The sequence below is a fragment of the Bacillus sp. JK106 genome (assembly GCF_053663355.1).
This window is the reverse complement of sequence record NZ_JBSJQC010000003.1, coordinates 201,643-224,383: the sequence shown is the minus strand read 5'-3', so window position 1 is coordinate 224,383 and position 22,741 is coordinate 201,643. Positions and strand designations below refer to the sequence as shown.

At 47.9% G+C, this 22,741-nt stretch carries 25 protein-coding genes and 1 pseudogene; 25 read left to right on the top strand and 1 reads right to left on the bottom strand.

Annotation, left to right across the window (positions count from 1 at the left end):
• Window positions 1-3 precede the first annotated feature (3 nt).
• The 15 genes from ACWJJS_RS11605 (at window position 4) to ACWJJS_RS11535 (ending at window position 13,765) form a co-directional block, all read left to right on the top strand.
• Entirely contained in the window at window positions 4-657 is a 654-nt protein-coding gene (locus ACWJJS_RS11605; RefSeq protein ID WP_454023592.1) for a phosphoribosylanthranilate isomerase, read from the top strand.
• Window positions 638-1,840: a tryptophan synthase subunit beta gene (trpB, locus tag ACWJJS_RS11600; protein WP_454023591.1), complete on the top strand. Its 1,203-nt coding sequence runs from the start codon at window positions 638-640 to the stop codon at window positions 1,838-1,840. Before ACWJJS_RS11605 ends, trpB begins: the two co-directional genes overlap by 20 nt.
• Window positions 1,833-2,630, top strand: coding sequence for a tryptophan synthase subunit alpha (gene trpA, locus ACWJJS_RS11595; RefSeq protein ID WP_007612229.1), 798 nt, complete (start codon window positions 1,833-1,835; stop codon window positions 2,628-2,630). Before trpB ends, trpA begins: the two co-directional genes overlap by 8 nt.
• A gap of 11 nt (window positions 2,631-2,641) precedes the next feature.
• Window positions 2,642-3,724, top strand: coding sequence for a histidinol-phosphate transaminase (gene hisC / locus ACWJJS_RS11590; protein WP_003153476.1), 1,083 nt, complete (start codon window positions 2,642-2,644; stop codon window positions 3,722-3,724).
• A gap of 51 nt (window positions 3,725-3,775) precedes the next feature.
• A complete protein-coding gene (locus ACWJJS_RS11585) occupies window positions 3,776-4,891 on the top strand; it encodes a prephenate dehydrogenase (protein WP_024085534.1) in 1,116 nt (371 codons plus the stop codon).
• An 11-nt stretch (window positions 4,892-4,902) separates the two neighbouring features.
• Entirely contained in the window at window positions 4,903-6,189 is a 1,287-nt protein-coding gene (aroA, locus tag ACWJJS_RS11580) for a 3-phosphoshikimate 1-carboxyvinyltransferase (protein ID WP_454023590.1), read from the top strand.
• A 318-nt stretch (window positions 6,190-6,507) separates the two neighbouring features.
• A complete protein-coding gene (locus ACWJJS_RS11575; RefSeq protein ID WP_017418032.1) occupies window positions 6,508-7,779 on the top strand; it encodes a tetratricopeptide repeat protein in 1,272 nt (423 codons plus the stop codon).
• Window positions 7,780-7,852: 73 nt separating this feature from the next.
• A complete protein-coding gene (locus tag ACWJJS_RS11570) occupies window positions 7,853-8,392 on the top strand; it encodes a ReoY family proteolytic degradation factor (protein ID WP_454023589.1) in 540 nt (179 codons plus the stop codon).
• A 54-nt stretch (window positions 8,393-8,446) separates the two neighbouring features.
• Window positions 8,447-8,893: a YpiF family protein gene (locus tag ACWJJS_RS11565; RefSeq protein WP_454023588.1), complete on the top strand. Its 447-nt coding sequence runs from the start codon at window positions 8,447-8,449 to the stop codon at window positions 8,891-8,893.
• A gap of 137 nt (window positions 8,894-9,030) precedes the next feature.
• A complete protein-coding gene (locus tag ACWJJS_RS11560; protein ID WP_003153484.1) occupies window positions 9,031-9,534 on the top strand; it encodes a ubiquinol-cytochrome c reductase iron-sulfur subunit in 504 nt (167 codons plus the stop codon).
• Window position 9,535: 1 nt separating this feature from the next.
• Complete coding sequence (gene qcrB, locus ACWJJS_RS11555) at window positions 9,536-10,210, top strand: menaquinol-cytochrome c reductase cytochrome b subunit (protein ID WP_003153485.1); 675 nt, start codon at window positions 9,536-9,538, stop codon at window positions 10,208-10,210.
• 31 nt (window positions 10,211-10,241) lie between these two features.
• Window positions 10,242-11,009 carry a menaquinol-cytochrome c reductase cytochrome b/c subunit gene (locus ACWJJS_RS11550; RefSeq protein WP_003153486.1) on the top strand — a complete coding sequence of 256 codons (768 nt, stop codon included), beginning with the start codon at window positions 10,242-10,244 and terminating at the stop codon, window positions 11,007-11,009.
• A 107-nt stretch (window positions 11,010-11,116) separates the two neighbouring features.
• Complete coding sequence (locus ACWJJS_RS11545) at window positions 11,117-11,710, top strand: DUF1405 domain-containing protein (protein ID WP_173613007.1); 594 nt, start codon at window positions 11,117-11,119, stop codon at window positions 11,708-11,710.
• 67 nt (window positions 11,711-11,777) lie between these two features.
• Window positions 11,778-12,560 carry a sporulation protein YpjB gene (gene ypjB / locus ACWJJS_RS11540; protein WP_017418030.1) on the top strand — a complete coding sequence of 261 codons (783 nt, stop codon included), beginning with the start codon at window positions 11,778-11,780 and terminating at the stop codon, window positions 12,558-12,560.
• Between the two features lie 29 nt (window positions 12,561-12,589).
• On the top strand, window positions 12,590-13,765 hold the full coding sequence (locus tag ACWJJS_RS11535) for an oxalate decarboxylase family bicupin (protein ID WP_101562226.1): 1,176 nt from the start codon (window positions 12,590-12,592) through the stop codon (window positions 13,763-13,765).
• Between the two features lie 23 nt (window positions 13,766-13,788).
• Here ACWJJS_RS11535 and ACWJJS_RS11530 read toward each other — a convergent pair whose 3' ends face one another.
• Window positions 13,789-14,661: a YitT family protein gene (locus ACWJJS_RS11530; RefSeq protein WP_454023587.1), complete on the bottom strand. Its 873-nt coding sequence runs from the start codon at window positions 14,659-14,661 to the stop codon at window positions 13,789-13,791.
• Window positions 14,662-14,803: 142 nt separating this feature from the next.
• On the opposite strand from ACWJJS_RS11530, the gene ACWJJS_RS11525 reads away from it, so the two are divergent.
• The 10 genes and pseudogenes from ACWJJS_RS11525 (at window position 14,804) to panD (ending at window position 22,708) form a co-directional block, all read left to right on the top strand.
• Window positions 14,804-15,139 carry a nucleotide pyrophosphohydrolase gene (locus tag ACWJJS_RS11525; protein ID WP_003153495.1) on the top strand — a complete coding sequence of 112 codons (336 nt, stop codon included), beginning with the start codon at window positions 14,804-14,806 and terminating at the stop codon, window positions 15,137-15,139.
• Between the two features lie 8 nt (window positions 15,140-15,147).
• On the top strand, window positions 15,148-15,951 hold the full coding sequence (gene dapB, locus ACWJJS_RS11520) for a 4-hydroxy-tetrahydrodipicolinate reductase (protein ID WP_077722515.1): 804 nt from the start codon (window positions 15,148-15,150) through the stop codon (window positions 15,949-15,951).
• Window positions 15,952-15,973: 22 nt separating this feature from the next.
• Entirely contained in the window at window positions 15,974-16,387 is a 414-nt protein-coding gene (mgsA, locus tag ACWJJS_RS11515) for a methylglyoxal synthase (RefSeq protein WP_003153499.1), read from the top strand.
• Window positions 16,380-17,094 (top strand): annotated as a pseudogene (gene bshB1, locus ACWJJS_RS11510) (bacillithiol biosynthesis deacetylase BshB1). The gene mgsA and the pseudogene bshB1 overlap by 8 nt, the downstream one beginning before the upstream one ends.
• Window positions 17,091-18,224 carry an N-acetyl-alpha-D-glucosaminyl L-malate synthase BshA gene (gene bshA / locus ACWJJS_RS11505; RefSeq protein ID WP_020955989.1) on the top strand — a complete coding sequence of 378 codons (1,134 nt, stop codon included), beginning with the start codon at window positions 17,091-17,093 and terminating at the stop codon, window positions 18,222-18,224. Before bshB1 ends, bshA begins: the two are co-directional and overlap by 4 nt.
• Before the next feature lie 4 nt (window positions 18,225-18,228).
• Window positions 18,229-19,419, top strand: a complete 1,191-nt coding sequence (locus ACWJJS_RS11500; RefSeq protein ID WP_327968616.1) for a CCA tRNA nucleotidyltransferase — start codon at window positions 18,229-18,231, stop codon at window positions 19,417-19,419.
• The gene (locus ACWJJS_RS11495) at window positions 19,404-20,381 is read left to right on the top strand and encodes a biotin--[acetyl-CoA-carboxylase] ligase (RefSeq protein ID WP_071391701.1); all 978 of its coding nucleotides are present in this window, start codon (window positions 19,404-19,406) and stop codon (window positions 20,379-20,381) included. Before ACWJJS_RS11500 ends, ACWJJS_RS11495 begins: the two co-directional genes overlap by 16 nt.
• Before the next feature lie 244 nt (window positions 20,382-20,625).
• Window positions 20,626-21,459 carry a 3-methyl-2-oxobutanoate hydroxymethyltransferase gene (gene panB / locus ACWJJS_RS11490; RefSeq protein WP_070082024.1) on the top strand — a complete coding sequence of 278 codons (834 nt, stop codon included), beginning with the start codon at window positions 20,626-20,628 and terminating at the stop codon, window positions 21,457-21,459.
• Window positions 21,460-21,462: 3 nt separating this feature from the next.
• Complete coding sequence (gene panC, locus ACWJJS_RS11485) at window positions 21,463-22,323, top strand: pantoate--beta-alanine ligase (protein ID WP_003153508.1); 861 nt, start codon at window positions 21,463-21,465, stop codon at window positions 22,321-22,323.
• Window position 22,324: 1 nt separating this feature from the next.
• Window positions 22,325-22,708, top strand: coding sequence for an aspartate 1-decarboxylase (panD, locus tag ACWJJS_RS11480; protein WP_003153510.1), 384 nt, complete (start codon window positions 22,325-22,327; stop codon window positions 22,706-22,708).
• Window positions 22,709-22,741: the final 33 nt, after the last annotated feature.

The window sequence follows — 22,741 nt, the reverse complement described above, 5'->3', positions numbered from 1 at the left end:
GATATGAAAAAGCCTGAGTTAAAGTACTGCGGAATACGATCGAAGCGTGATTATGAACTTGCGGCAGCTTCAGAAGCGGATTATCTGGGATTTATTTTTGCCCCAAGCAAACGGAGAGTAACGCCGGATGAGGTCCGGAAATGGAAAGAGCAGGTCCGGACAGACAAGAAACATGTCGGAGTATTTGTAAATGAAACGATAGAAAACATCGGGCAAATCGCCTCTGATCTGGCACTTGACGTCATCCAGCTTCACGGTGATGAATCGCCTGAGGATGCCCTCCGTCTCCGTCCGCTTGTGCGCTCGGAAATATGGAAAGCGCTCCATCACGGGGAAGGGACGCTCCGTCAGATGGCTCAATTTACACCTGCTGTCGACGGCTATGTCATTGATTCTTCAGTGACAGGAATGAGAGGCGGGACGGGAATCGCGTTTTCATGGGCCCGTGTCCCCTTGTACCGAAAGCAGGCTCAAAATGCAAGCAAGCGCTGTTTTATTGCGGGCGGTGTTAATCCTGAAACGATTACCGGCTTACTGAGATCGCGTCCGTGCGGTATAGATCTTGCCAGCGGAATTGAAAAAAACGGACACAAGGATCAAACACTGATCCGGCTTTTAGAAGAAAGGATGAACCACTATGTATCCATATCCAAATGAAAACGGAAGATACGGCGAATTCGGCGGCAAATTTGTCCCTGAAACATTGATGCGGCCCCTTGAGGAAATCGAAACGGCTTTCACAGAATTAAAGAATGATCCCGTTTTTCATGCCGAATATAAAAAACTATTGTTTGATTACTCCGGAAGACCGACTGCATTAACGTTCGCAGACAGGGTGTCAGAGTATTTGGGAGGGGCGAAAATCTATCTGAAAAGAGAAGATTTAAACCATACCGGCTCTCATAAAATTAACAACGCGTTAGGCCAGATTCTGCTTGCTAAAAAGATGGGCAAAACGAAAATCATCGCCGAAACCGGTGCGGGACAGCACGGTGTGGCTGCCGCGACAGCCGCCGCAAAATTCGGTTTTAAATGTACGGTTTTTATGGGTGAAGAAGACGTTGCGCGCCAGTCGCTGAACGTATTCCGGATGAAACTGCTCGGCGCGGAAGTGGTGCCGGTCACAAGCGGCAACGGCACGCTGAAAGATGCGACGAATGAGGCAATCAGGTATTGGGTCCAGCATTGTGAAGATCATTTCTATCTTATCGGTTCTGTAGTGGGTCCGCACCCGTATCCGTATATCGTTCGCGAATTTCAGAAAATCATCGGCGAGGAAGCGAAAGAACAGCTCCGCCGAGTTGAAGGAACGCTCCCGGATAAGGTTGTTGCATGTGTCGGCGGCGGAAGCAATGCGATGGGCATATTTCAGGCCTTTTTAGACGAAGACATTGAGCTGATCGGCGCCGAGGCGGCCGGAAAAGGAATTGATACGCCGCTGCATGCGGCAACGATCGCAAAAGGGACGCTCGGGGTGATTCACGGATCAATGACCTATTTAATACAAGATAAATACGGGCAGATTATCGAACCGTATTCCATTTCAGCAGGCCTTGATTACCCGGGGATCGGCCCTGAGCACGCCTATCTGCACAAAAGCGGCCGTGTAACGTACGAAAGCGTGACAGACGATGAAGCGATTGCCGCGTTACGTCTGCTTTCTGAAACAGAAGGTATTCTTCCGGCTATTGAATCTGCCCACGCCCTGGCAAAAGCGTTCGAAATGGCAAAGGACATGGATAAAGACAAAATCATTCTCGTCAGTTTGTCGGGAAGAGGAGATAAAGACGTTCATACGCTGATGAATGTTTTGGAAAACGGGGTGGAGACACATGTTTAATCTGCGAGATTCTGAAAAATTGTTTATCCCTTTTATCACAGCGGGCGATCCGCTTCCTGACATTTCTGTTGAACTGGCAATATCATTACAGAATGCAGGCGCTTCTGCCCTTGAAATCGGCGTTCCTTACACAGATCCGCTTGCGGACGGACCCGTCATACAACGGGCTTCAAAACGGGCTCTGGAAAACGGAATGAATATCGTAAAAGCCATTGAACTTGGCGGCAAAATGAAAAAAAACGGCGTTCATATTCCAATTATCCTCTTTACGTATTATAATCCTGTGTTACAATTAGAAAAAGAATACTTTTTCGCTTTACTGCGGGAAAACGACATAGACGGCTTGCTTGTACCCGACCTTCCATTAGAGGAAAGCGCCCTTTTGCAAATGACATGCAAAAAGGAGAACATCGCTTATATCTCACTGGTTGCGCCGACAAGTGAAGACCGTTTGAAAATAATTACTGAACAGGCCTGCGGCTTTGTGTATTGTGTATCCTCTTTAGGAGTGACGGGCGTACGCAGCGAATTCGATCCTTCTGTATACTCTTTCATCCGTAAGGTGAAAGAATTCAGCTCTGTTCCGGTGGCGGTCGGTTTTGGCATTTCAAACCGCAAACAGGTTGACGGGATGAATGAAATATCTGACGGTGTCGTTGTCGGCAGCGCGCTTGTCAAAAAAGTTGAAGAGCTTAAAACAAAGCTTGTGAATCCCGGCACAAGAGCTGATGCGCTTCTTGAATTTGAAGAATACGCAAAGACGTTCGGACGACTGTACAGTGTAAAATGAGGTGACTGGATTTGCAGATTAAAGAACAGCTGCGGCAGCTGAAACCGTATCAGCCGGGCAAACCAATAGAAGAAGTGAAAATGGAATACGGGCTTGAAAAAGTAGTAAAACTCGCTTCTAACGAAAATCCGTTCGGCTGTTCACAGGCCGCAAAAGATGCGCTGCATCAGGAGATTGAGCAGCTTGCGCTGTATCCCGACGGTTACAGTGCCGCTTTGAGAACGCGGCTCAGTGAGCATCTGCAGGTCAGTGAATCTTCGATCATTTTCGGCAACGGCTCTGATGAGCTAGTGCAGATTATCTGCCGTTCTTTATTAAATGATCAGGCAAACACGATTACCGCCGCCCCGACTTTCCCGCAATACAGACACAATGCGGTGATTGAAGGCGCTGAGGTGCGCGAGGTGCCGCTCCGCAGTGACGGCGCTCATGATTTAGACCGGATGCTGGAAGCAATTGACGGCGAGACGAAAGTCATATGGGTATGCAACCCCAATAATCCGACGGGGACATATACTTCTGAGCAAGAGTTAATTGCCTTTTTAAACAGAGTTCCCGAGCATATACTCGTTGTACTTGATGAAGCGTACTACGAGTATGTTACGGCGGACGATTACCCTGAAAGCATTCCGCTTTTAAAGCAATATCCGAATGTCATGATCCTCCGCACCTTCTCTAAAGCGTACGGACTTGCCGCGCTGCGTGTCGGATACGGCATTGCGGACGAAGCGCTGATCCGCCAGATTGAACCGGCGAGAGAGCCGTTCAATACGAGCAGAATCGGTCAGGCTTCGGCACTGGCAGCGCTTGACGACCACACATTTATTCAGGAATGCGTCGAGAAAAATAAAGCGGGCCTTAAGCAGTATTATGATTTTGCGGAAACTCACGGATTAACTTGTTATCCTTCACAAACCAACTTTGTGCTCATTGATTTTAACCGTCCGGCGGATGAACTGTTCCAAGCCCTGTTGGAAAAAGGATATATCGTCCGTTCAGGACAGGCGCTCGGATTTCCGACAGCGTTAAGGATTACGGTCGGTACGAAAGAGCAGAATGAGGAAATTCTCACAATCTTAGCTGAAATATTATAAGAGGTGATCAAGCATCACCTCTTTGCTCTATTAAAATAGTTGAAAAAGGAAATGAGTGAAATGAAGGATACTATATTGCTTGCGGGGATCGGGCTGATCGGCGGATCGATCGCATTGGCCATCAAAAAGGAGCATCCGCATAAACGGATTATCGGTGTGGATATTTCGGAAGAACAGCTCACTGCCGCGCTGAAGCTCGGAATTATTGACGAGCGGGCCGGCTCATTGACGGAAGGGGCGCAGCAAGCGTCTGTTGTCATTATCGCCACGCCTGTCGCCCAAACGCTGAAAATGCTCGATATGCTGGCCGCATCAGACATCACCCATGAACTCCTGATTACGGATGTGGGCAGCACGAAACAGAAAGTCGTCAGCTACGCCGACAAAGTGCTTCCGGCTCATTATCAATTTGTCGGCGGCCATCCGATGGCGGGGTCTCATAAATCCGGGGCCGCTGCGGCGAAAGAATTTTTATTCGAAAATGCATTTTACATTTTAACACCCGGAAAATCAACTTCTAAAGAGTCAGTAACGCATCTGAAGGAGCTTTTGAAAGCGGCAAACGCCCACTTTGTGGAGATGACTCCCGAGGAGCATGACGGCGTAACGAGCGTCATCAGCCATTTCCCTCATATCGTTGCTGCAAGCCTCGTCCATCAGGCTCATCATTCTGAAGAAAATTATCCGTTTTTGAAGCGTTTCGCAGCCGGCGGTTTTCGGGACATCACCAGAATCGCCTCAAGCAGTCCGGCGATGTGGAGGGACATACTTCTTCATAACAAAGATAAACTGCTTGACCGCTTCAAAGAATGGAAACGGGAGATTGACACGATCGAATCTTATGTAGAAAATGAAGATGCGGACAGCCTGTTCGGATATTTTAAAAAAGCGAAAGATTATCGCGACGGCCTGCCGCTCCGTCAAAAAGGAGCGATCCCGTCCTTTTATGACCTTTATGTCGATGTTCCCGATCATCCGGGGGTCATTTCGGAAATTACGGCGATACTGGCAGAAGAAAAAATCAGTATCACCAACATCCGCATTATCGAAACAAGAGAAGATATTAACGGAATTCTCAGAATCAGTTTCCAGACTGATGATGACCGGAAGCGTGCGGAAACCTGCATTCAATCCCGCGCCAAATATGACACATTTTACGCTGACTGAGGTGGAAAACATTGAAAAGAGAAAAAGTGACGTCTTTAAACGGTGAAATTCATATTCCGGGGGATAAATCCATCTCCCACCGTTCTGTTATGTTCGGAGCGCTTGCGGAAGGAACGACAACGGTAAAAAACTTTTTGCCCGGAGCCGATTGTCTGAGCACCATTGCCTGCTTCAGAAAAATGGGTGTCTCCATTGAACAAAACGGAAGTGATGTAACGATATACGGAAAGGGCATTGACGCACTTTGTGAGCCTGACAGCCTTCTTGATGTCGGAAATTCCGGCACGACCATCCGCCTGATGCTCGGCATTTTAGCCGGACGCCCATTTCACAGTACGGTAGCGGGCGACGAAAGCATTGCAAAGCGCCCGATGAAGAGGGTGACGGAGCCTTTAAAACAGATGGGAGCCGCGATTGACGGAAGAGCGGACGGAGGGTTTACGCCTTTATCCGTAAGAGGCGGACAATTGAAAGGCATAGATTACGTCTCCCCTGTTGCAAGCGCGCAGATCAAATCTGCCGTGCTGCTTGCCGGATTGCAGGCTGAAGGGACGACGACCGTCACTGAGCCTCATAAATCAAGAGACCATACGGAACGGATGCTGAACGCTTTTGGCGCCGAGCTTGCGGAAACGGAGACGAGCGCTTCCGTAACGGGCGGTCAGAAGCTTCGGGGAGCCGATATTTTCGTGCCCGGCGATATTTCTTCAGCGGCCTTTTTCCTCGCGGCAGGCGCTGTCGTTCCCGGAAGCCGGATTGTGCTGAAAAACGTCGGCCTGAACCCGACACGCACGGGAATGATTGATGTCTTAAAGCAAATGGGGGCTTCACTTGAAGTGATTCCTTCAGAAGCGGACAGTGCGGAGCCTTACGGAGACCTGGTTATTGAAACCTCAGCTCTGAAAGCGGCAGAAATCGGCGGAGAAATCATTCCCCGTTTAATTGACGAGATCCCGATTATCGCCCTTTTGGCAACGCAGGCTGAAGGCACAACTGTCATTAAAGACGCTGCGGAGCTGAAGGTGAAGGAAACGAACCGGATCGACACCGTCGTATCAGAGCTCCGGAAAATCGGCGCAGACATTGAACCGACTGAAGACGGCATGAAAATACACGGCAAAAAAACGCTTGCGGGCGGAGCCGATGTGTCAAGCCACGGCGACCACCGCATCGGCATGATGCTCGGTATCGCTTCATGCCTGACAGAAGAGCCGATCGACATCCATGATACAGAGTCGATCCATGTCTCATATCCGACATTCTTTGAGCATTTAGATCAATTAGCCAAAAAAGCCTGAAGACGATTCTTCGGGCTTTTTTCTTCATGTGTCATAAAATCTTGGGCTTTGACATAGCTTGTCTTAAACAGAAAACTAAAAGAAAGGGGGAATGCGTTTTCGTTACAGAAACAGCCGGAACAAATTGCGCTGTTTGCGTATAAAGATGCCGTCCCCTTTTTTGCCGTTTTCCTCTTAACCATTTTCTGATAAACTATAATGCCGGGTGAAGCATCTTATTTGCGGGCAGGCCCTGTCTGAATTATGATAAGAATAACCCGAATAAAAACCCTTTTCATTTGGTTGATGAGGTATAGGAAAAGAAAGGACCGGTCTGATTTGAATACATTGATTCAAGAAGCCATAAAATTAGTTGAAGCAGGTGAAACCGAAAAGGGACTCAAAGCGCTTTCAAAAGCTGAAACAGAGCTTCATGACGAAGACAAAGCCATTGCAGCCCAGCTCTACTATGAATGGGGAAACGCCGAAAAAGCGTTAGCGCTGATCAGTGATCTGCATGACCTCTATCCGGATGAGTCTGAGCTGACGAATTTTTACGCCGAATTGTTAATAGATATTGATGAAGAAGAAAAAGCTCTTGAGGTGCTGGAGACGATTTCTCCGGAAGACCCGTCTTACGCGGAAAGCCTCCTTTTAATGGCTGATCTGTATCAGATGCAGGGCTTATTTGAAGTAAGTGAGCAAAAGCTGTTACAGGCGAAAGCGATGTTACAAGATGAACCTGTTATTGATTTCGCTCTGGGGGAATTATACTTCACTCAGGGATCATATGCAAAAGCCGTTCCTTACTATGAAGAGACGGCAAAAGAACGGCACGAAATCGGCGGCGTAAACGTTCATCAGAGGCTGGCTGAGTCATTGAGCGCGGCGGGTGAATTTGAGGAAGCGATTTCATGGTATGAAAAAGCGGCGGCAGAACATACAGAACCGAATACGATTTTCGGGTACGGGTTCACAGCCTATCAGGCGGGAATGGTCAAAACAGCCATCAAGCAGCTGTCTGATTTAAAAGGGCTTGATCCTTCCTATTCATCGCTTTATATGCCGCTTGCAAAAAGCTACGAGGCAGAAGGCATGTATGAAGATGCATTAAAAACCGCTAAAGAAGGTATTACTTACGATGAATACAATAAAGAGCTTTTTCTCTATGCGGCGAAAATGGCGTTAAAGCTCGGCAGCGAAGAGGAAGGCAAAAAGCTTCTTCAGGAAGCGCTGGCGCTCGATCCGGGTTACGTGGAAGCGCTCCATACGCTTTTAGCCGTCTATCATAAAGAAGAAAGCTTTGAAGAGATTATTGATCTGATTCAGGAAGTCCGCGGCTACGGAGAAGAAGATCCGAAATACAATTGGTATTTGGCGGGGGCCTATACAGGCCTGGAGCAATACGCTGAAGCGAAAAAAAGCTTCGAAGCTGCGTATCTCCATTATCAGGATGATCGGGATTTCTTATATGAATACGCTCACTTCTTATTGGAAGAGGGTCTCCAGAAAGAAGCGCTGCCGCTTTTAAAACAAGTGCTTTCAATGGATGGAACAAACGAAGAGCTTGAAGAAACAATCTTACGGATAGAGGATGAATTTTTAAGATAAGCAGGATTTTGGACCATGCTTGCTGAATGTATAAGTGATGTCAGATTATACGATCGATAGAGGAGGGAATTACATGCAGACCCCTGTTTCTGTCAATGAAAAAAAGGATTTTATCCGTTGGTTTTTAAATCATTATCAGCTTAAACGCCGGGAGTGCGTCTGGATTTTAAATTATTTAATGAGTCATGATTCATTAATGGAAAAAGTCCATTTTGTAGAACAAGCCGAATTTTGCCCGAGAGGCATTATCATGTCTACTCATTGCGTTGATGAGGTGCCGTTTAGGTTTTACAAAGAAAATGTCATGACTACGGACGCGGAAAAATCTTTTCACGACATCCGGTTAAATAAACAGCAGGATTTATTTATCCAGCTGAATTTCCGTTCGGCCTACAGCTCACCGGAATATGCCGCTGTTCTTGAATCAAATCCGCATCTGCCGAAAGACCTGTTTGAAAATAAACAGGATCAGGGGATGGCTGAAAAAATATTAGAACATGCCATTTCCACTTTCCAGCGGGAAAAGCTGCTTAAAGATATCGACGAGGCGCTGGACCGCCACGACAAAGAAACATTTAAAAAGCTTTCCCGCCAATTGAATCAGCTCACATAAATGACAGCCTTGCAGAATATGCAAGGCTTGTTGCGTAAAGAGGAGGAACGAGACATGAGATGGAGGGCCGCTGATGCCGATGCCTATTTACAATCTGCGGGTTACATTGATACCGCTGTCATTCCGTTAATTTCCATAACGTCTTCAGGAGGCTTAAAAGAGGCCGTTGAACAGGGGGAAAGCACCCAATTGCTTTCTGAAGAGCTTGAGCGCCAATTGAAAGGACGCGTATATTTATTCCCCTCTTATACATATGTTGATATAGACCAATCACAAATCGCCCTGCTTCAAAAACTCAAAGAAGAGGTGATGACCAACTTCCGGCACGCCTTGTTCCTGACGGCAGACGAAAAATGGAAGGATTCTGAAATAGGGTCTGATGTCATATACATACCTGCCGTTCCGTTTGAACATATGAAAGACTCTTTAAAGAGAAAAATTGCGGATGACAAGTGCGGAGAAATTTTGAACGTTTTGTTACAGAAGTGGAACAATTCTTAAAAACTCCAGGTATCCTGCAAAACACCCGTTTTGCCTCTGTTGACCTTGCTGAAAGATTCATATATTATGAGGGTGTCAAATCTCAGAATTATTTTCTATTTTAGTTAATTTTTGGTCAATCTTTAGGGGGGGAAGAGATGGGCGGAAAACAAGATATATCAAGAAGACAATTTTTAAACTATGCGCTCACCGGCGTGGGGGGATTTATGGCCGCCAGTGCGCTTATGCCTATGGTCCGTTTTGCGCTGGATCCGGTATTAAAACCGACGGGAGATCAAAAAATGGTGCAGGTTGTCAGTGTGGATGAGCTGACGAAGGAGCCGAAGCGGTTTGACTTTAAAATTCATCAAGTCGACGCCTGGTACGAATCGGAAGAATCCAGGTCAGCCTGGGTTTACAAGCATGGGGATGAAATTATAGCGCTTTCTCCGATATGCAAGCATTTGGGCTGCACCGTAAACTGGAACAATGATCCTAAAAATCCGAACAAATTCTTTTGTCCCTGCCATTACGGGCTGTATGAAAAAGACGGCACGAACGTTCCGGGCACGCCGCCGCTCGCGCCTCTTGACCGTTATGAGCAAAAAGTAAAGGACGGCTTTTTGTATCTTGGAAAAGCAAAGCCTAGGGGGGAAGGGTGACATGCTGAATAAAATTTATGACTGGGTGGATGAACGTCTCGATATTACGCCGATGTGGCGGGATATCGCCGACCATGAAGTGCCGGAACATGTAAATCCCGCTCACCATTTCTCGGCTTTTGTCTATTGTTTCGGCGGTTTGACGTTTTTTGTAACCGTTATCCAAGTGCTCTCCGGGATGTTTTTAACGATGTATTATGTGCCGGATATAAAAAACGCGTGGGAATCTGTGTATTATTTGCAGAATGAAGTCGCTTTCGGGCAGATTGTAAGGGGTATGCACCATTGGGGCGCAAGTTTAGTCATCGTGATGATGTTTTTACATACGCTGCGGGTTTTCTTTCAGGGAGCTTATAAAAAGCCTCGGGAATTGAACTGGATCGTCGGTGTTCTGATCTTTTTTGTGATGCTCGGTCTCGGTTTTACAGGGTATTTGCTTCCGTGGGATATGAAGGCGCTGTTTGCGACAAAGGTAGGTCTTCAGATTGCGGAGGCGACGCCATTGATCGGAGCACAGGTGAAAACTCTTCTTGCCGGCCACCACGATATTGTCGGCGCTCAAACGCTGACGAGATTTTTTGCGATTCACGTATTTTTTCTCCCTGCCGCTTTGTTTGCGCTCATGGGCGCCCACTTTGTCATGATCCGCAAGCAGGGAATTTCAGGACCGCTTTAATACAAATCTGATATAAAAGGGAGGGGATGACATGCACCGGGGGAAAGGAATGAAGTTTGTAGGAGATTCAAGGATACCGGCTGAAAAAAAACCGAATATACCGAAAGACTATTCAGAGTATCCTGGAAAGACAGAGGCGTTTTGGCCGAACTTTCTGCTGAAAGAATGGATGGTCGGAGCCGTTTTCCTCGTCGGATTTCTCGTTTTAACGATTGTGCACGAGCCGCCTTTGGAACGGGTGGCGGACCCGACGGATACAGGGTATATTCCGCTGCCGGATTGGTATTTTCTATTTTTATACCAGCTTTTAAAATATGAATATGCCGCAGGGAGCTACACCGTTATCGGGGCGATGATTATACCGGGGCTTGCCTTCGGGTCGCTGCTTTTGGCTCCGTTTCTCGACAGGGGGTCTGAAAGAAGGCCGTGGAAGCGTCCGGTTGCCGTCGGGATGATGCTTTTGGCGCTTTGCGCTACGGTCTTTTTAACGTGGCAGTCAGTCGCGACACATGACTGGGCGAAGGCGGAGGAGCAAGGGAAAATTAAAAAAGAAGCCGCCATTGATACTGAATCAGACGGTTATAAGGTATTTAAAGAACAAGGCTGTATTTCCTGTCACGGGGATAATCTTCAAGGGGGAGGCGCCGGTCCGTCCCTGGTCGATAACGGGCTGAGCCCGGAAGAAATTAAAAAAATCGCCGTCAAAGGGAAAGGGCAGATGCCAGCCGGTATTTTTAAAGGGAATGACAAACAGCTTGATCAGCTGGCGAAGTTCATTTCTGAAACGACAGCGAAATAACGTATTGTGAAGTAGACAACAGCAGGATATACTTTTATGAAAAGAGCTGACCGGATGTCAGCTTTTTTTGCATGATACATACTTTTTATGGACTGAGAGTTGATGGTATGAGGTGGATTTCTTATCTTTTAGGGTTGCGCGGCATGCTTCTGCTTGTTCTTGCCGTTAATTTTATCGGTACGGTGTACGGCTATTATTGGTATGTGCCGCAGCTTTTGGACACGCCGTTCCGATTTCTGATATTTGTGCCTGACAGCCCGACGGCGACGTTTTTCTTCCTGTTTGTGCTTCTGGCATTTCTCATGGGAAGAAACGCGCCGCTGTTTGAAGCGCTGGCTCTTGTAACCCTTGTAAAATACGGGCTGTGGGCGGTCGGAATGAATGTCTTTGTGCTGGTCAAAATGGGGCAGATGCCTTGGGAAGGGTACATGCTGATTGCTTCACATTTTGCCATGGCCGTTCAAGGCGTTTTATACAGCCCGTATTTTCGGTTCCGGTTATGGCATCTTGCCGTTGCCGCTGTTTGGACGCTTCATAATGATGTCATTGATTATCTTTTCGGCATGATGCCCCGCTACTCAATGCTCAATGACTATATGCAAGAGATCGGGTATGCTACATTCTGGCTGAGCATATTTTCACTCGGCCTTGCATACTATTTGGTGATTTCCAAAAGACGGATAAAGCTTGACTTACACTGATAGAATCTTGGTCTAACCTTGTCCCGCTCCTCATATTCTGTAAAGAGAAGGAGTGGGAGGGACCTCTATGAAACGAAAGCTGACGATCTGTCTTTTACTTGCTCTTATGTGTTTCATCACAACTGCCAAAGCTGAAGATGAGGGCGGTCTCAAGGAACTGAACGACCTTTCGGATACCGTTTTCCAAATGACGCGGCATTCGCAGTATGATGAGGCTCTGCAAGTGCTTGGCTACTTTAAGAAAAAAATGACACACGTAAACTCACTGAGCGGCGCCGAAGTCAGGCAGGTGACTCTGGGCTTTAATGATTTAGTGCGCGTCCTGAAACAGGCAGACGCCTCAGATACCGAAAAAATCCGGGCAGCCGCCCAGTTCAGGTTGGTAATGGATGCGATGGAAGACCACTCCGATCCGCTGTGGGGTTCGCTTGAAAGACCGATTATGGCGACATTCAGCGCCTTAAAAGAAGATGTCAGCGGAAACGGAAGTGAAAATTTCAATGAAAAGTGGAATGAATTTATATCATTATATGATTTAATTTATCCCAGCCTGACAATGGATGTGTCGGCCGGCCAGCTTGATACGGTGGCGAAACATATCGAGGTGATTGAGCAGGAAGGGTTTCAGCAGATGACAAAAGGAACAAAGCTTGAGCGTCTGACGCTCCTGCAGCAGGATTTAAAGCGGGTTTTTGACAAGGTGGAGCGGGATGACGCTGACCCTTCGCTGCTCTGGGTCATTCTGACAACAGGCGGTATCATTATTACTGCGCTGACATATGTCGGCTACCGAAAATACAGAGCGGAAAAAAAGAAAGAGAAAAAGCGTGAGTATCCTAAGTCTAAATAAACACAAATTGCTGTAAAGGAGCTAAGCCAGTGAAAAAACTCATCCAGCAATTGGCTTCAAAACACCTCCCGCAGCCGATCAGAGGCAGAAAAGGGGCGACTGACGAAGGACCGCGAAACCTCGCGCGTGACTTCCAGAATCCTGACATGCTCGTTCCGCCTTCAACGGATTCAGGAACGGTTCAAAACTTGAAATTCTCATTTTCTGATACGCATATGAGGCTTGAAGACGGCGGATGGTCCAGAGAGGTGACGGTCAGGGAACTGCCGGTATCCAAAAACATCGCGGCGGTGAACATGAGACTGAAACCGGGAGCTGTGCGGGAGCTTCATTGGCATAAAGAAGCCGAATGGGGATATGTGATTAACGGAGGAGTACGTTTAACTGCGGTCGATCAAAATGGGCGGAATTTTATTGATAACGTAAGTGAAGGGGACCTGTGGTATTTTCCTTCCGGCATTCCTCATTCCATTCAAGGATTAGAGCAGGGAAGTGAGTTTTTGCTCGTCTTTGATGACGGCTCTTTTTCAGAAAACAGCACCTTTTCAGTAACGGACTGGTTTGCCCATACCCCGCGCAGCGTGCTGGAGGCGAACTTCGGTGTTCCGGGTTATGAGCTGGCTTACATTCACAAGAAAGAGCGTTACATGTTCCAGCTGGAACCGCCTCCCCCTATTGAGCGGGCAGCAGTTTCTTCCCCGGAAGGCCCCGTTTTGGAGCCATTCAGCTACAAGCTTTCCCGGCAGGAGCCTCTTGTTACCGGCGGGGGAAGAGTAAAGATTGTCGATTCAAAAACGTTTAAGGTGTCAAAAACGATTGCCGCAGCTCTTGTGGAGGTCGAACCCGGAGGCATGAGAGAATTGCATTGGCATCCCAATACGGACGAGTGGCAGTATTATCTTTCAGGAGAAGCGAAAATGACGGTGTTTGCGGCGGAGGGAAGAGCGCGGACATTTAACTATCAAGCGGGTGACGTAGGATATGTTCCTTTTGCAATGGGACATTATGTTCAGAATACCGGTGACACCGTGCTTCGCTTTCTGGAAATCTTCAAAAGCGACCGTTTCGAAGACGTCTCCTTAAACCAATGGCTGGCACTGACGCCGCAGCGCTTCGTCGAGCAGACGCTCAATGTCAGTCCGGCATTCGCCCGCCGATTGAAAAAGAAAAAATCACCGGTTGTCAAATGGAAACACGAACAGTAAAGGCGGCAAAAGCCGCCTTTTTATTATCGTCTGATCGGATTTTTATTTTCATCAAGCGTAAATCCTTCGCCGAGCACATCATGGACGTCGTTTACTGCAACAAAGGCGTGCGGGTCAACGGAAGTGATGACGCTTTTCAAAAGCACAATTTCGTTTTTCGGAACGACGCAGTAAAGAACGTCCCTGTCTTCTTTTGTATATGATCCCTGTCCTTTTAAAACGGTGACGCCGCGCTCCATCTCTTCAATGATTTTTTGCTGGATCAAATCGTTTTTCGAAGAAATAATCGTTGCCCCTTTTGCGGCATAGCCGCCTTCCTGTATAAAATCAATCAATCTCGCAGCGACAAAAACGGCTACAAGCGTGTACATCGCTTCCTTGTAAGAAAGATACGTAAACAAAGAAAGCAGAATGACACAGGCGTCAAAGGCAAACATCGTCCGGCCCATCGGGATTCCGAAAAATTTGTTGATCAGCCTGGCGATGATATCGACCCCGCCCGTCGTGCCGCCGTATTTAAAAATAATGCCGAGACCCGCGCCGATAAAAACACCGGCGAACAAGGCGGCCAGCGCTAAATCATGCGACAGCGGCATATGAATTTCGTAGCGCTGAAAAACACTCAGAAAAACGGAAAGAGAGACGGTGCCGATCAGGGTATAGACAAACATCGTCCGGCCGAGCATACGCCAGCCGATGAAAAAGATAGGAATGTTTAATACCAGGTTGGAAATAGAAGGGCTGATGTGGAATAACGCATATAAAAGCAGCGTAATGCCGGTAAATCCGCCTTCCGCCAAATTGTTCTGCATATTAAAGTGAACCAGTCCGAATGAAAAAACAGCGGCGCCGATTAAAATAAAGCAAATGTTTTTGATTCTGATTTCTCCAAGCATTGCATCAAACCCCTTTTCCTTCCATAAGATTGCGTAAATATTATAGTGGATACAAAAGAAAACAGCAAACTGCCGTTTTTAACATTTGTCAAATGTACTTGAATTAGCTAACATGGAAGAGATGACAGGAGGTATTCGCACAGTGAGTGACAAAACGATGAAAGACTTACAAGCTGAGGTCGATGAATATATCGGCCAATTCAAAGAAGGCTATTTCAGCCCGCTTGCCATGATGGCCCGTCTCACGGAAGAACTGGGCGAACTTGCAAGAGAAGTCAACCATTATTATGGGGAAAAGCCGAAGAAAACGACGGAAAATGAGAAAAGCATGGAAGAGGAAATGGGCGATGTGCTGTTCGTCCTGATCTGCCTCGCCAACTCCCTTGATATTTCATTGGAAGAAGCTCATAACCGCGTCATGCATAAATTTAATACACGTGATAAAGACCGCTGGACTAGAAAAGAAGAAGGAAAGTAGGAGAAACTATGTCAAATGAAATCATTAAAGTCGTCATTGCCGGACCGAGAGGCAGAATGGGCCAGGAGGCCGTAAAACTTGCCGTCCGCACGCCTCATTTTGAGCTTGTCGGCGCTATTGACCATACATACGATCAGCAAACATTGCGGGAAGTGATGTCAGCTGATTCAGACGCTCTTATTTATACGGATATCCGCGCATGTTTCCAAGAAACAAAACCGGATGTACTGATCGATTTGACAACGCCTGAAATCGGCAAAAAACATACGAAAGCCGCTCTTGAACACGGCGTCCGCCCCGTTGTGGGAACGACCGGATTTTCTGAAGCGGATTTAGAGGAGCTTCAAGCTTTGACTGAAGAAAAAGGAATCGGCGCTATCATCGCTCCGAATTTTGCATTGGGCGCGGTGCTGATGATGAAGTTCTCACAAATGGCCGCCAACTATTTTGAAGATGTAGAAATCATTGAGCTTCATCATGATCAAAAGCTGGATGCCCCGAGCGGAACGGCGCTGAAAACAGCGGAAATGATTTCAAACGTCCGTACAGAAAAGCAGCAGGGCCATCCTGATGAAAAAGAAATTCTGCCGGGCGCCCGCGGTGCTGAATTAAACGGCATCCGCCTTCACAGCGTGCGTCTGCCGGGCCTTATCGCCCACCAGGAAGTCATGTTCGGCATGGACGGCCAGACGCTGAAACTGCGCCATGACTCCTATAACCGGGCTTCCTTTATGTCAGGAGTGAAGCTGTCAGTGGAGCAAGTGATGAAAATCGACCAGCTTGTATACGGACTCGAAAATATTATCGACTGAATCGGCAAGGGGGAGAACATCAATGAAAATTGCTTTGATTGCTCACGATAAAAAAAAGCAGGATATGGTTCAGTTTACAACCGCATATAAAGATATATTGAGCCATCATGAGTTATACGCGACGGGTACGACAGGCTTAAAAATCCAGGAAGCGACCGGATTGTCCGTTGAACGTTTTCAATCCGGCCCGCTCGGCGGAGATCAGCAAATCGGCGCATTGATTGCGGCAAACGCCCTGGATCTCGTCATTTTTCTGCGCGATCCGTTAACTGCGCAGCCTCACGAACCGGATGTCTCGGCGCTGATCCGGCTGTGTGACGTATACGCGATCCCGCTCGCCACAAATATGGGAACAGCGGAAATCCTCGTCCGGACGCTGGACGGCGGGGCATTTGATTTCCGCAATCTTGTGCGCGGAGGAGAGCCGAATGTCTGAACACGTTGATATCCTGGCGTTCGGCGCCCATAGTGATGATGTCGAGATCGGTATGGGCGGCACGATCGCAAAATTTACGGTTCAAGGAAAAACCGCGGTGATATGCGATTTGACCGAGGCCGAACTATCATCTAACGGAACGGTAGGGATAAGAAAAGAAGAAGCGGCAGAGGCGGCACGAATTCTCGGCGTAAAAGAGAGAATCCCAGCTTACGCTTCCCGACCGCGGGCTTTTGAAAAGTGAGGACGGCATCCGCCGGATTGTCAGTGTCATCAGAGCCTGCCGGCCGAAAACCGTTTTCATGCCTTATCCGAAAGACCGCCATCCTGACCACGGCAATGCGGCGGCTTTGGTCGAAGAGGCGGTGTTCTCGGCGGGAATTCATAAATACAGAGATCATCAGGAACTGCCGGCTCATAAGGCTCAGCGCGTATACTATTATATGATCAACGGGTTTCACCGTCCGGACTTTGTAATCGACATAACGGAAACCATCGATCTGAAAAAAGAAAGCCTGCACGCCTATCAAAGCCAGTTTATTCCTACGGAGCAGTCAGTGAACACACCGCTGACCAACGGTTATATCGAAATGGTGGAAGCGCGGGAAAGACTGTATGGCAAAGAAGCCGGGACGGGGTATGCTGAAGGCTTCTTTTCAAAACAGCTTCCCGTTTTGAATGATGATGTTTTTGGGGGCGGACAATGAGACCATTAAAAATAGGGATTACATGCTACCCGAGTGTCGGAGGCTCGGGTATTATTGCGACGGAACTCGGCAAGCTGCTTGCGGAAAAAGGGCACCAGGTTCATTTCATCACATCAAGCATCCCGTTCAGATTAAATACATATCATCCGAATATTCATTTTCATGAGGTGGAAGTCAACCAATACGCGGTATTTAAATATCCGCCTTATGACCTTACGCTGGCGAGCAAAATCGCCGAGGTGGCCGCGAGGGAAAATCTTGATATCATTCACGCGCATTATGCGCTGCCGCATGCGGTATGCGCTTATCTCGCCAAGCAGATGCTCAAGCGTGACATCGGCATCGTGACGACGCTTCACGGTACGGACATCACCGTTTTAGGATATGATCCGTCATTAAAAGATTTAATCCGTTTTGCCATCGAAGCGTCCGACAGAGTGACGGCGGTATCAACCGCGCTTGCCGGAGAAACATATGACTTAATTAAGCCGGATAAAAAAATTGAGACCATCTACAACTTTATTGATGAACGTGTTTATCTTAAGAAAAATACAGAGAGTATAAAAGAGAAACATGGTATTTTGCCGGATGAAAAGGTCGTCATCCATGTTTCGAACTTCAGAAAAGTAAAACGTGTTAAAGATGTCATCCGCGTTTTCCGTAATATCGCAGCCAACACAAAGGCGAAGCTCCTGCTTGTCGGTGACGGGCCGGAAAAGTGCGTCGCTTGGCAGCTTGTCGAAAAATACGGACTGCAGGATCAAGTGCTGCTCCTCGGAAATCAGGACAGGGTGGAAGAGCTGTATTCCATCAGCGATCTTAAGCTTCTTCTGTCTGAAAAAGAAAGTTTCGGACTCGTCCTCCTTGAGGCGATGGCCTGCGGCGTGCCGTGCATCGGAACAAATATCGGCGGCATCCCCGAAGTGATTAAAGATCAAGTAAGCGGTTTTCTGGTGGAAGTCGGCGATATTCAGGCGGCATCTGAAAAAGCGCTTGCCGTTTTAGAAGATAAACAGCTCAGCAAACGATTGACTGATCATGCGCTGAAAATGGTGGAGACCGCCTTTTCTTCGCAAAGAATCGTCAGTCAGTATGAACGGATTTATGACGAATTGGCAGGACCGGAGTGATCTTATGGAACAGGAATTTGTCAAAGCCCTCCCCATCCTTCATCATCTGATGAAGGCGGGCCATCAGGCGTACTTTGTCGGGGGAGCCGTCAGAGACAGCTATATGAAACGAAAAATAGGTGATGTGGACATCGCAACCAGCGCTTTGCCGAATGAGGTGGAGCGTCTCTTTAAGCGGACTGTCGATGTAGGAAAAGAGCACGGCACCGTCATCGTCCTGTGGGAAGATGAAACCTATGAAGTCACCACTTTTCGTGCCGAATCAGAATATAAGGACTACCGGCGCCCTGAAGCTGTGCGGTTCATTACTTCTTTATCAGAAGACTTAAAGCGGAGAGACTTAACGATTAATGCGATGGCGATGTCTGCCGAAGGAGAGCTGCTTGATTATTTCGGAGGCGCACATGATATCGGACAAAAGCTGATCCGTACGGTGGGTAACCCTGAAGACCGTTTTCGGGAAGACGCTCTGCGGATGATGAGAGCCGTCCGCTTTATGAGTCAGCTCGGCTTTCTGTTAGAAAAAGATACAAGAGAGGCCGTCATAAAAGACAGGGAGCTTATGGCACATGTATCAGTAGAACGAAAGACCGTCGAGTTTGAAAAGCTGATGCAGGGCGCTTTCTCACAAGAAGCGATTCAAACGATGGTGCAGACAGGTCTGATACAAGAGCTGCCCGTCCTTTCCGGTTATGAGCAGCAAATGCTTGAAGCAAGCGGCTTTCCGTTTTCTTCTTTAGATGCACGCGAAGAACGCTGGGCAGCGCTGTTATTGTTTCTTGGTCTTTGTCCGAAAAGCGCCGAGGCGTTTTTAAAACAATGGAAACTGCCGGGAAAGGTCATAAAAAAAGCGGTGCAGATCATAAGCGTTTATCCGGCGCAGCTGGAAGCAGAAGCGATGTACCGGGCGGGAGAGGCGCTGTTTTCAGCCGTTAAAATCGAGATGCTGAAAAAGCATAGGACGATTGATGAACAAAAGCTGAAAGAAGTTCAGAGCCTGTATGAGCAGCTGCCGATCAAAAGCCTTCGAGACCTCGACATTTCAGGCGCTGATCTGATGGAGCTCAGAAACCGCCGCGCGGGTAAATGGGTGGCCGAAGAACTTCGCCGGATTGAAGAAGCGGTATTGGCAGGGAAGCTCCCTAACCGAAAACATGACATAAAGGAGTGGCTCGCATCATGGGATCAACATTAAGAACCCGATTAATTGATTTATTTTCTGAGGCGGGTGACGGCTTTATCTCCGGGCAGAAAATAAGTGACGCGCTCGGCTGCTCGAGAACCGCCGTTTGGAAACATATAGAGGAGCTCCGCAAAGAGGGGTATGAGGTTGAGGCGGTCAGACGAAAAGGGTACAGGCTCATTAAAAAACCGGGGAAACTCAGTGAATCCGAAATCCGTTTCGGACTGAAAACAGAAGTTTTGGGCAAACAGCTTCATTACCGGGACGTCCTGCCGTCCACCCAAAAAACCGCTCATGAACTTGCCAATGACGGCGCGCCGGAAGGGACCCTCGTAGTCGCCGATAAACAAACGGCAGGCAGAGGAAGAATGGCCAGAGTATGGCATTCACAGGAGGGAAACGGGATTTGGATGAGCCTCATTCTGAGACCCGACGTTCCTTTGCAAAAAACGCCGCAGCTCACCCTGTTATCCGCCGTTGCGGTCGTACAGGCCATCGAGGCTTTTACAGGCGTACAGGCCGCCATTAAATGGCCGAATGATTTAATGGTTCACGGCAAAAAAGCCGTCGGGATTTTAACTGAGCTGCAGGCGGAAGAAGACCGTGTCCGTTCGGTTATTCTCGGGATCGGCATCAACGTGAACCAGCAGGAAACCGATTTTCCCGGCGAGCTTCAGGACATTGCGACGAGCCTGAGCATGGAAGCCGGCGAAAAAATTGACAGAGCGGGTCTGATACAAGAGATTCTGCTGACTTTTGAAAAACGCTATCAGGATTACTTGAACCACGGCTTTACACCGATCAAGCTGCTATGGGAAAGCTATGCGGTCGGACTGGGGAACGAGCTCAGAGCGAGAACGCTGCAAGGAACGTTTTACGGGAAATCGCTCGGCATTGATGATGAGGGAGTTCTTCTTTTGGAAACGAGAGACGGTATAAAGAAGATCTATTCTGCCGATATTGAGCTCAATTAATCTTAGTTGGTACAAGCCTCGTGAATTTGGTATACTTCCTATGGGCAGTATCATAATGAACTGCACCTGATCAGCAGAACAGAGATTACGAAAAGTCTGCCTTGATCCAAAAAAGGACTGGGACAGAGGGATGACATTCGCCGAACGTTAAACAAGTGGGAATCCTTCTTATTTTACAGAAGGCTTTTTTGCTTGCGAAGAATTGGCGGCTCATCTCCTCACCGTTTAGAGGAGGAGAAACAGAATGAAAACAAAACTGGATTTCATGAAAATGAAGGAAAACGGAGAGCCGATCGTGATGCTGACCGCTTACGATTATCCGCAGGCAAAGCTTGCGGAACAGGCGGGAGTCGACATGATTTTAGTCGGGGATTCGCTCGGAATGGTCGTGCTCGGACTCGATTCAACCGTCGGCGTAACGGTCAGTGACATGATTCACCATACAAAAGCGGTAAAACGCGGTGCGAAAAATACGTTTATCGTAACTGACATGCCGTTTATGTCTTACCACCTTTCAAAAGAGGATACATTGAAAAACGCCGCGGCCATTATTCAGGAAAGCGGCGCGGACGCGTTAAAGCTGGAAGGCGGAGACGGCGTTTTCGAATCCATCCGCGCGCTGACTCTCGGCGGAATTCCCGTCGTCAGCCATTTAGGCCTCACACCGCAGTCTGTCGGCGTATTAGGCGGATATAAAGTGCAGGGAAAAGATGAGCAAAGCGCGAAAAAGCTCATTGAAGACAGCATCAAATGCGAGCAGGCGGGAGCGATGATGCTCGTGCTTGAATGTGTGCCTGCTGAACTGACTGCTAAAATAATAGAAGAAGTATCCATTCCCGTCATCGGTATCGGAGCCGGTTCAAAAGCGGACGGCCAAGTCCTTGTCTATCATGACGTCGTCGGCCACGGCGTGGACAGAACACCGAAGTTCGTGAAGCAATACGCCAAAATCGACGGCACGATTGAGTCGGCCCTCAGCGATTATGTCCGTGATGTGAAAGAACGGGTTTTCCCGGAAGAAAAGCATTCCTTTCAGATAAACCAAACTGTGCTGCAAGGCTTATACGGAGGAAAGTAAGCGATGAAACAACTGACAGAAACTCAACAGCTGAAAGAATTAATTGCACAATACCGCTCAGAAGGCCGGACGATCGGATTCGTCCCGACAATGGGTTTTCTTCATGAAGGACACCTGACCCTGGTTGAAAAAGCAAACAAAGAAAACGATATTGTCGTGATGAGCATCTTTGTCAATCCGACTCAATTCGGACCGGGCGAGGATTACGAAGCATATCCGCGAGATTTAAAGCGCGATGCCCGGCTTGCAGAACAGGCGGGAGCAGATGTTTTGTTTACGCCGTCTCCAAGTGACATGTATAAAGGCGAGCAAAATGTTGCCGTGCAAGTGAAAAGGAGAACTGACGTGTTGTGCGGCGCCTCCCGCGTCGGCCATTTTGACGGAGTGGCCACTGTGCTGACGAAGTTTTTCAATCTCGTTAAACCGACCCGCGCCTACTTCGGCCTGAAAGATGCCCAGCAGGCAGCGGTTGTGGACGGATTGATTGAGGATTTCTTTATGGATATCGAATTGGTTGCAGTGGACACGGTCAGAGAAGAAGACGGACTTGCCAAAAGCTCTCGCAACGTCTATCTGACTGAGCAGGAACGCAAAGAAGCGCCGATGATCTATAAAGCATTGCAGCAAGGTGCCGAACTGGTCAGAGACGGTGAAAGAAATCCGGAAACCGTCATAAAAACCGTCACCGATATCATCGAAAACACAAGCGGCGTCATTGATTATGCCGAACTGTACGCTTATCCGGAGCTGACTCCGCTTAAAACATTAAACGGCAAGGTCATTCTGGCCTGCGCCGTCCAATTTTCTAAAGCCAGACTGATTGATAATATCATTATTGATATTGATGAATGGGAGAGATCATAATATGTACCGCACTATGATGGCCGGAAAACTGCACCGCGCTACCGTGACGGAAGCCAATTTAAACTATGTCGGCAGCATAACGATTGATGAAGATCTTTTAGATGCCGTCGGAATGCTCGCTAATGAAAAAGTTCAGATTGTGAATAATAACAACGGAGCGAGACTTGAAACGTATATTATTCCCGGTAAGCGGGGGAGCGGCGTCATCTGTTTAAACGGAGCTGCCGCCCGTCTCGTCCAAGAAGGAGATAAAGTCATTATTATTTCTTATCAAATGATGTCTGATCAGGAAGCAAAAAGCCATCAGCCGAAGGTGGCCGTTCTGGATGATCAGAATAAAATCGAGCAGATGCTGGGCCAGGAACCGGCACACACGATTTTGTAAAAGAGCCCCCTTCATGGGGGTTTTCTTTTAAGA

Coding starts and splice junctions, on each gene's coding strand:
- ACWJJS_RS11605 (WP_454023592.1), top strand. CDS start 4: ATGAAAAAGCCTGAGTTAAAGTACTGCGGAATACGATCGAAGCGTGAT.
- trpB (WP_454023591.1), top strand. CDS start 638: ATGTATCCATATCCAAATGAAAACGGAAGATACGGCGAATTCGGCGGC.
- trpA (WP_007612229.1), top strand. CDS start 1,833: ATGTTTAATCTGCGAGATTCTGAAAAATTGTTTATCCCTTTTATCACA.
- ACWJJS_RS11585 (WP_024085534.1), top strand. CDS start 3,776: ATGAGTGAAATGAAGGATACTATATTGCTTGCGGGGATCGGGCTGATC.
- ACWJJS_RS11570 (WP_454023589.1), top strand. CDS start 7,853: ATGCAGACCCCTGTTTCTGTCAATGAAAAAAAGGATTTTATCCGTTGG.
- ACWJJS_RS11565 (WP_454023588.1), top strand. CDS start 8,447: ATGAGATGGAGGGCCGCTGATGCCGATGCCTATTTACAATCTGCGGGT.
- ACWJJS_RS11560 (WP_003153484.1), top strand. CDS start 9,031: ATGGGCGGAAAACAAGATATATCAAGAAGACAATTTTTAAACTATGCG.
- qcrB (WP_003153485.1), top strand. CDS start 9,536: ATGCTGAATAAAATTTATGACTGGGTGGATGAACGTCTCGATATTACG.
- ACWJJS_RS11550 (WP_003153486.1), top strand. CDS start 10,242: ATGCACCGGGGGAAAGGAATGAAGTTTGTAGGAGATTCAAGGATACCG.
- ACWJJS_RS11545 (WP_173613007.1), top strand. CDS start 11,117: ATGAGGTGGATTTCTTATCTTTTAGGGTTGCGCGGCATGCTTCTGCTT.
- ypjB (WP_017418030.1), top strand. CDS start 11,778: ATGAAACGAAAGCTGACGATCTGTCTTTTACTTGCTCTTATGTGTTTC.
- ACWJJS_RS11530 (WP_454023587.1), bottom strand. CDS start 14,661: ATGCTTGGAGAAATCAGAATCAAAAACATTTGCTTTATTTTAATCGGC.
- dapB (WP_077722515.1), top strand. CDS start 15,148: ATGTCAAATGAAATCATTAAAGTCGTCATTGCCGGACCGAGAGGCAGA.
- mgsA (WP_003153499.1), top strand. CDS start 15,974: ATGAAAATTGCTTTGATTGCTCACGATAAAAAAAAGCAGGATATGGTT.
- bshA (WP_020955989.1), top strand. CDS start 17,091: ATGAGACCATTAAAAATAGGGATTACATGCTACCCGAGTGTCGGAGGC.
- ACWJJS_RS11500 (WP_327968616.1), top strand. CDS start 18,229: ATGGAACAGGAATTTGTCAAAGCCCTCCCCATCCTTCATCATCTGATG.
- ACWJJS_RS11495 (WP_071391701.1), top strand. CDS start 19,404: ATGGGATCAACATTAAGAACCCGATTAATTGATTTATTTTCTGAGGCG.
- panB (WP_070082024.1), top strand. CDS start 20,626: ATGAAAACAAAACTGGATTTCATGAAAATGAAGGAAAACGGAGAGCCG.
- panC (WP_003153508.1), top strand. CDS start 21,463: ATGAAACAACTGACAGAAACTCAACAGCTGAAAGAATTAATTGCACAA.
- panD (WP_003153510.1), top strand. CDS start 22,325: ATGTACCGCACTATGATGGCCGGAAAACTGCACCGCGCTACCGTGACG.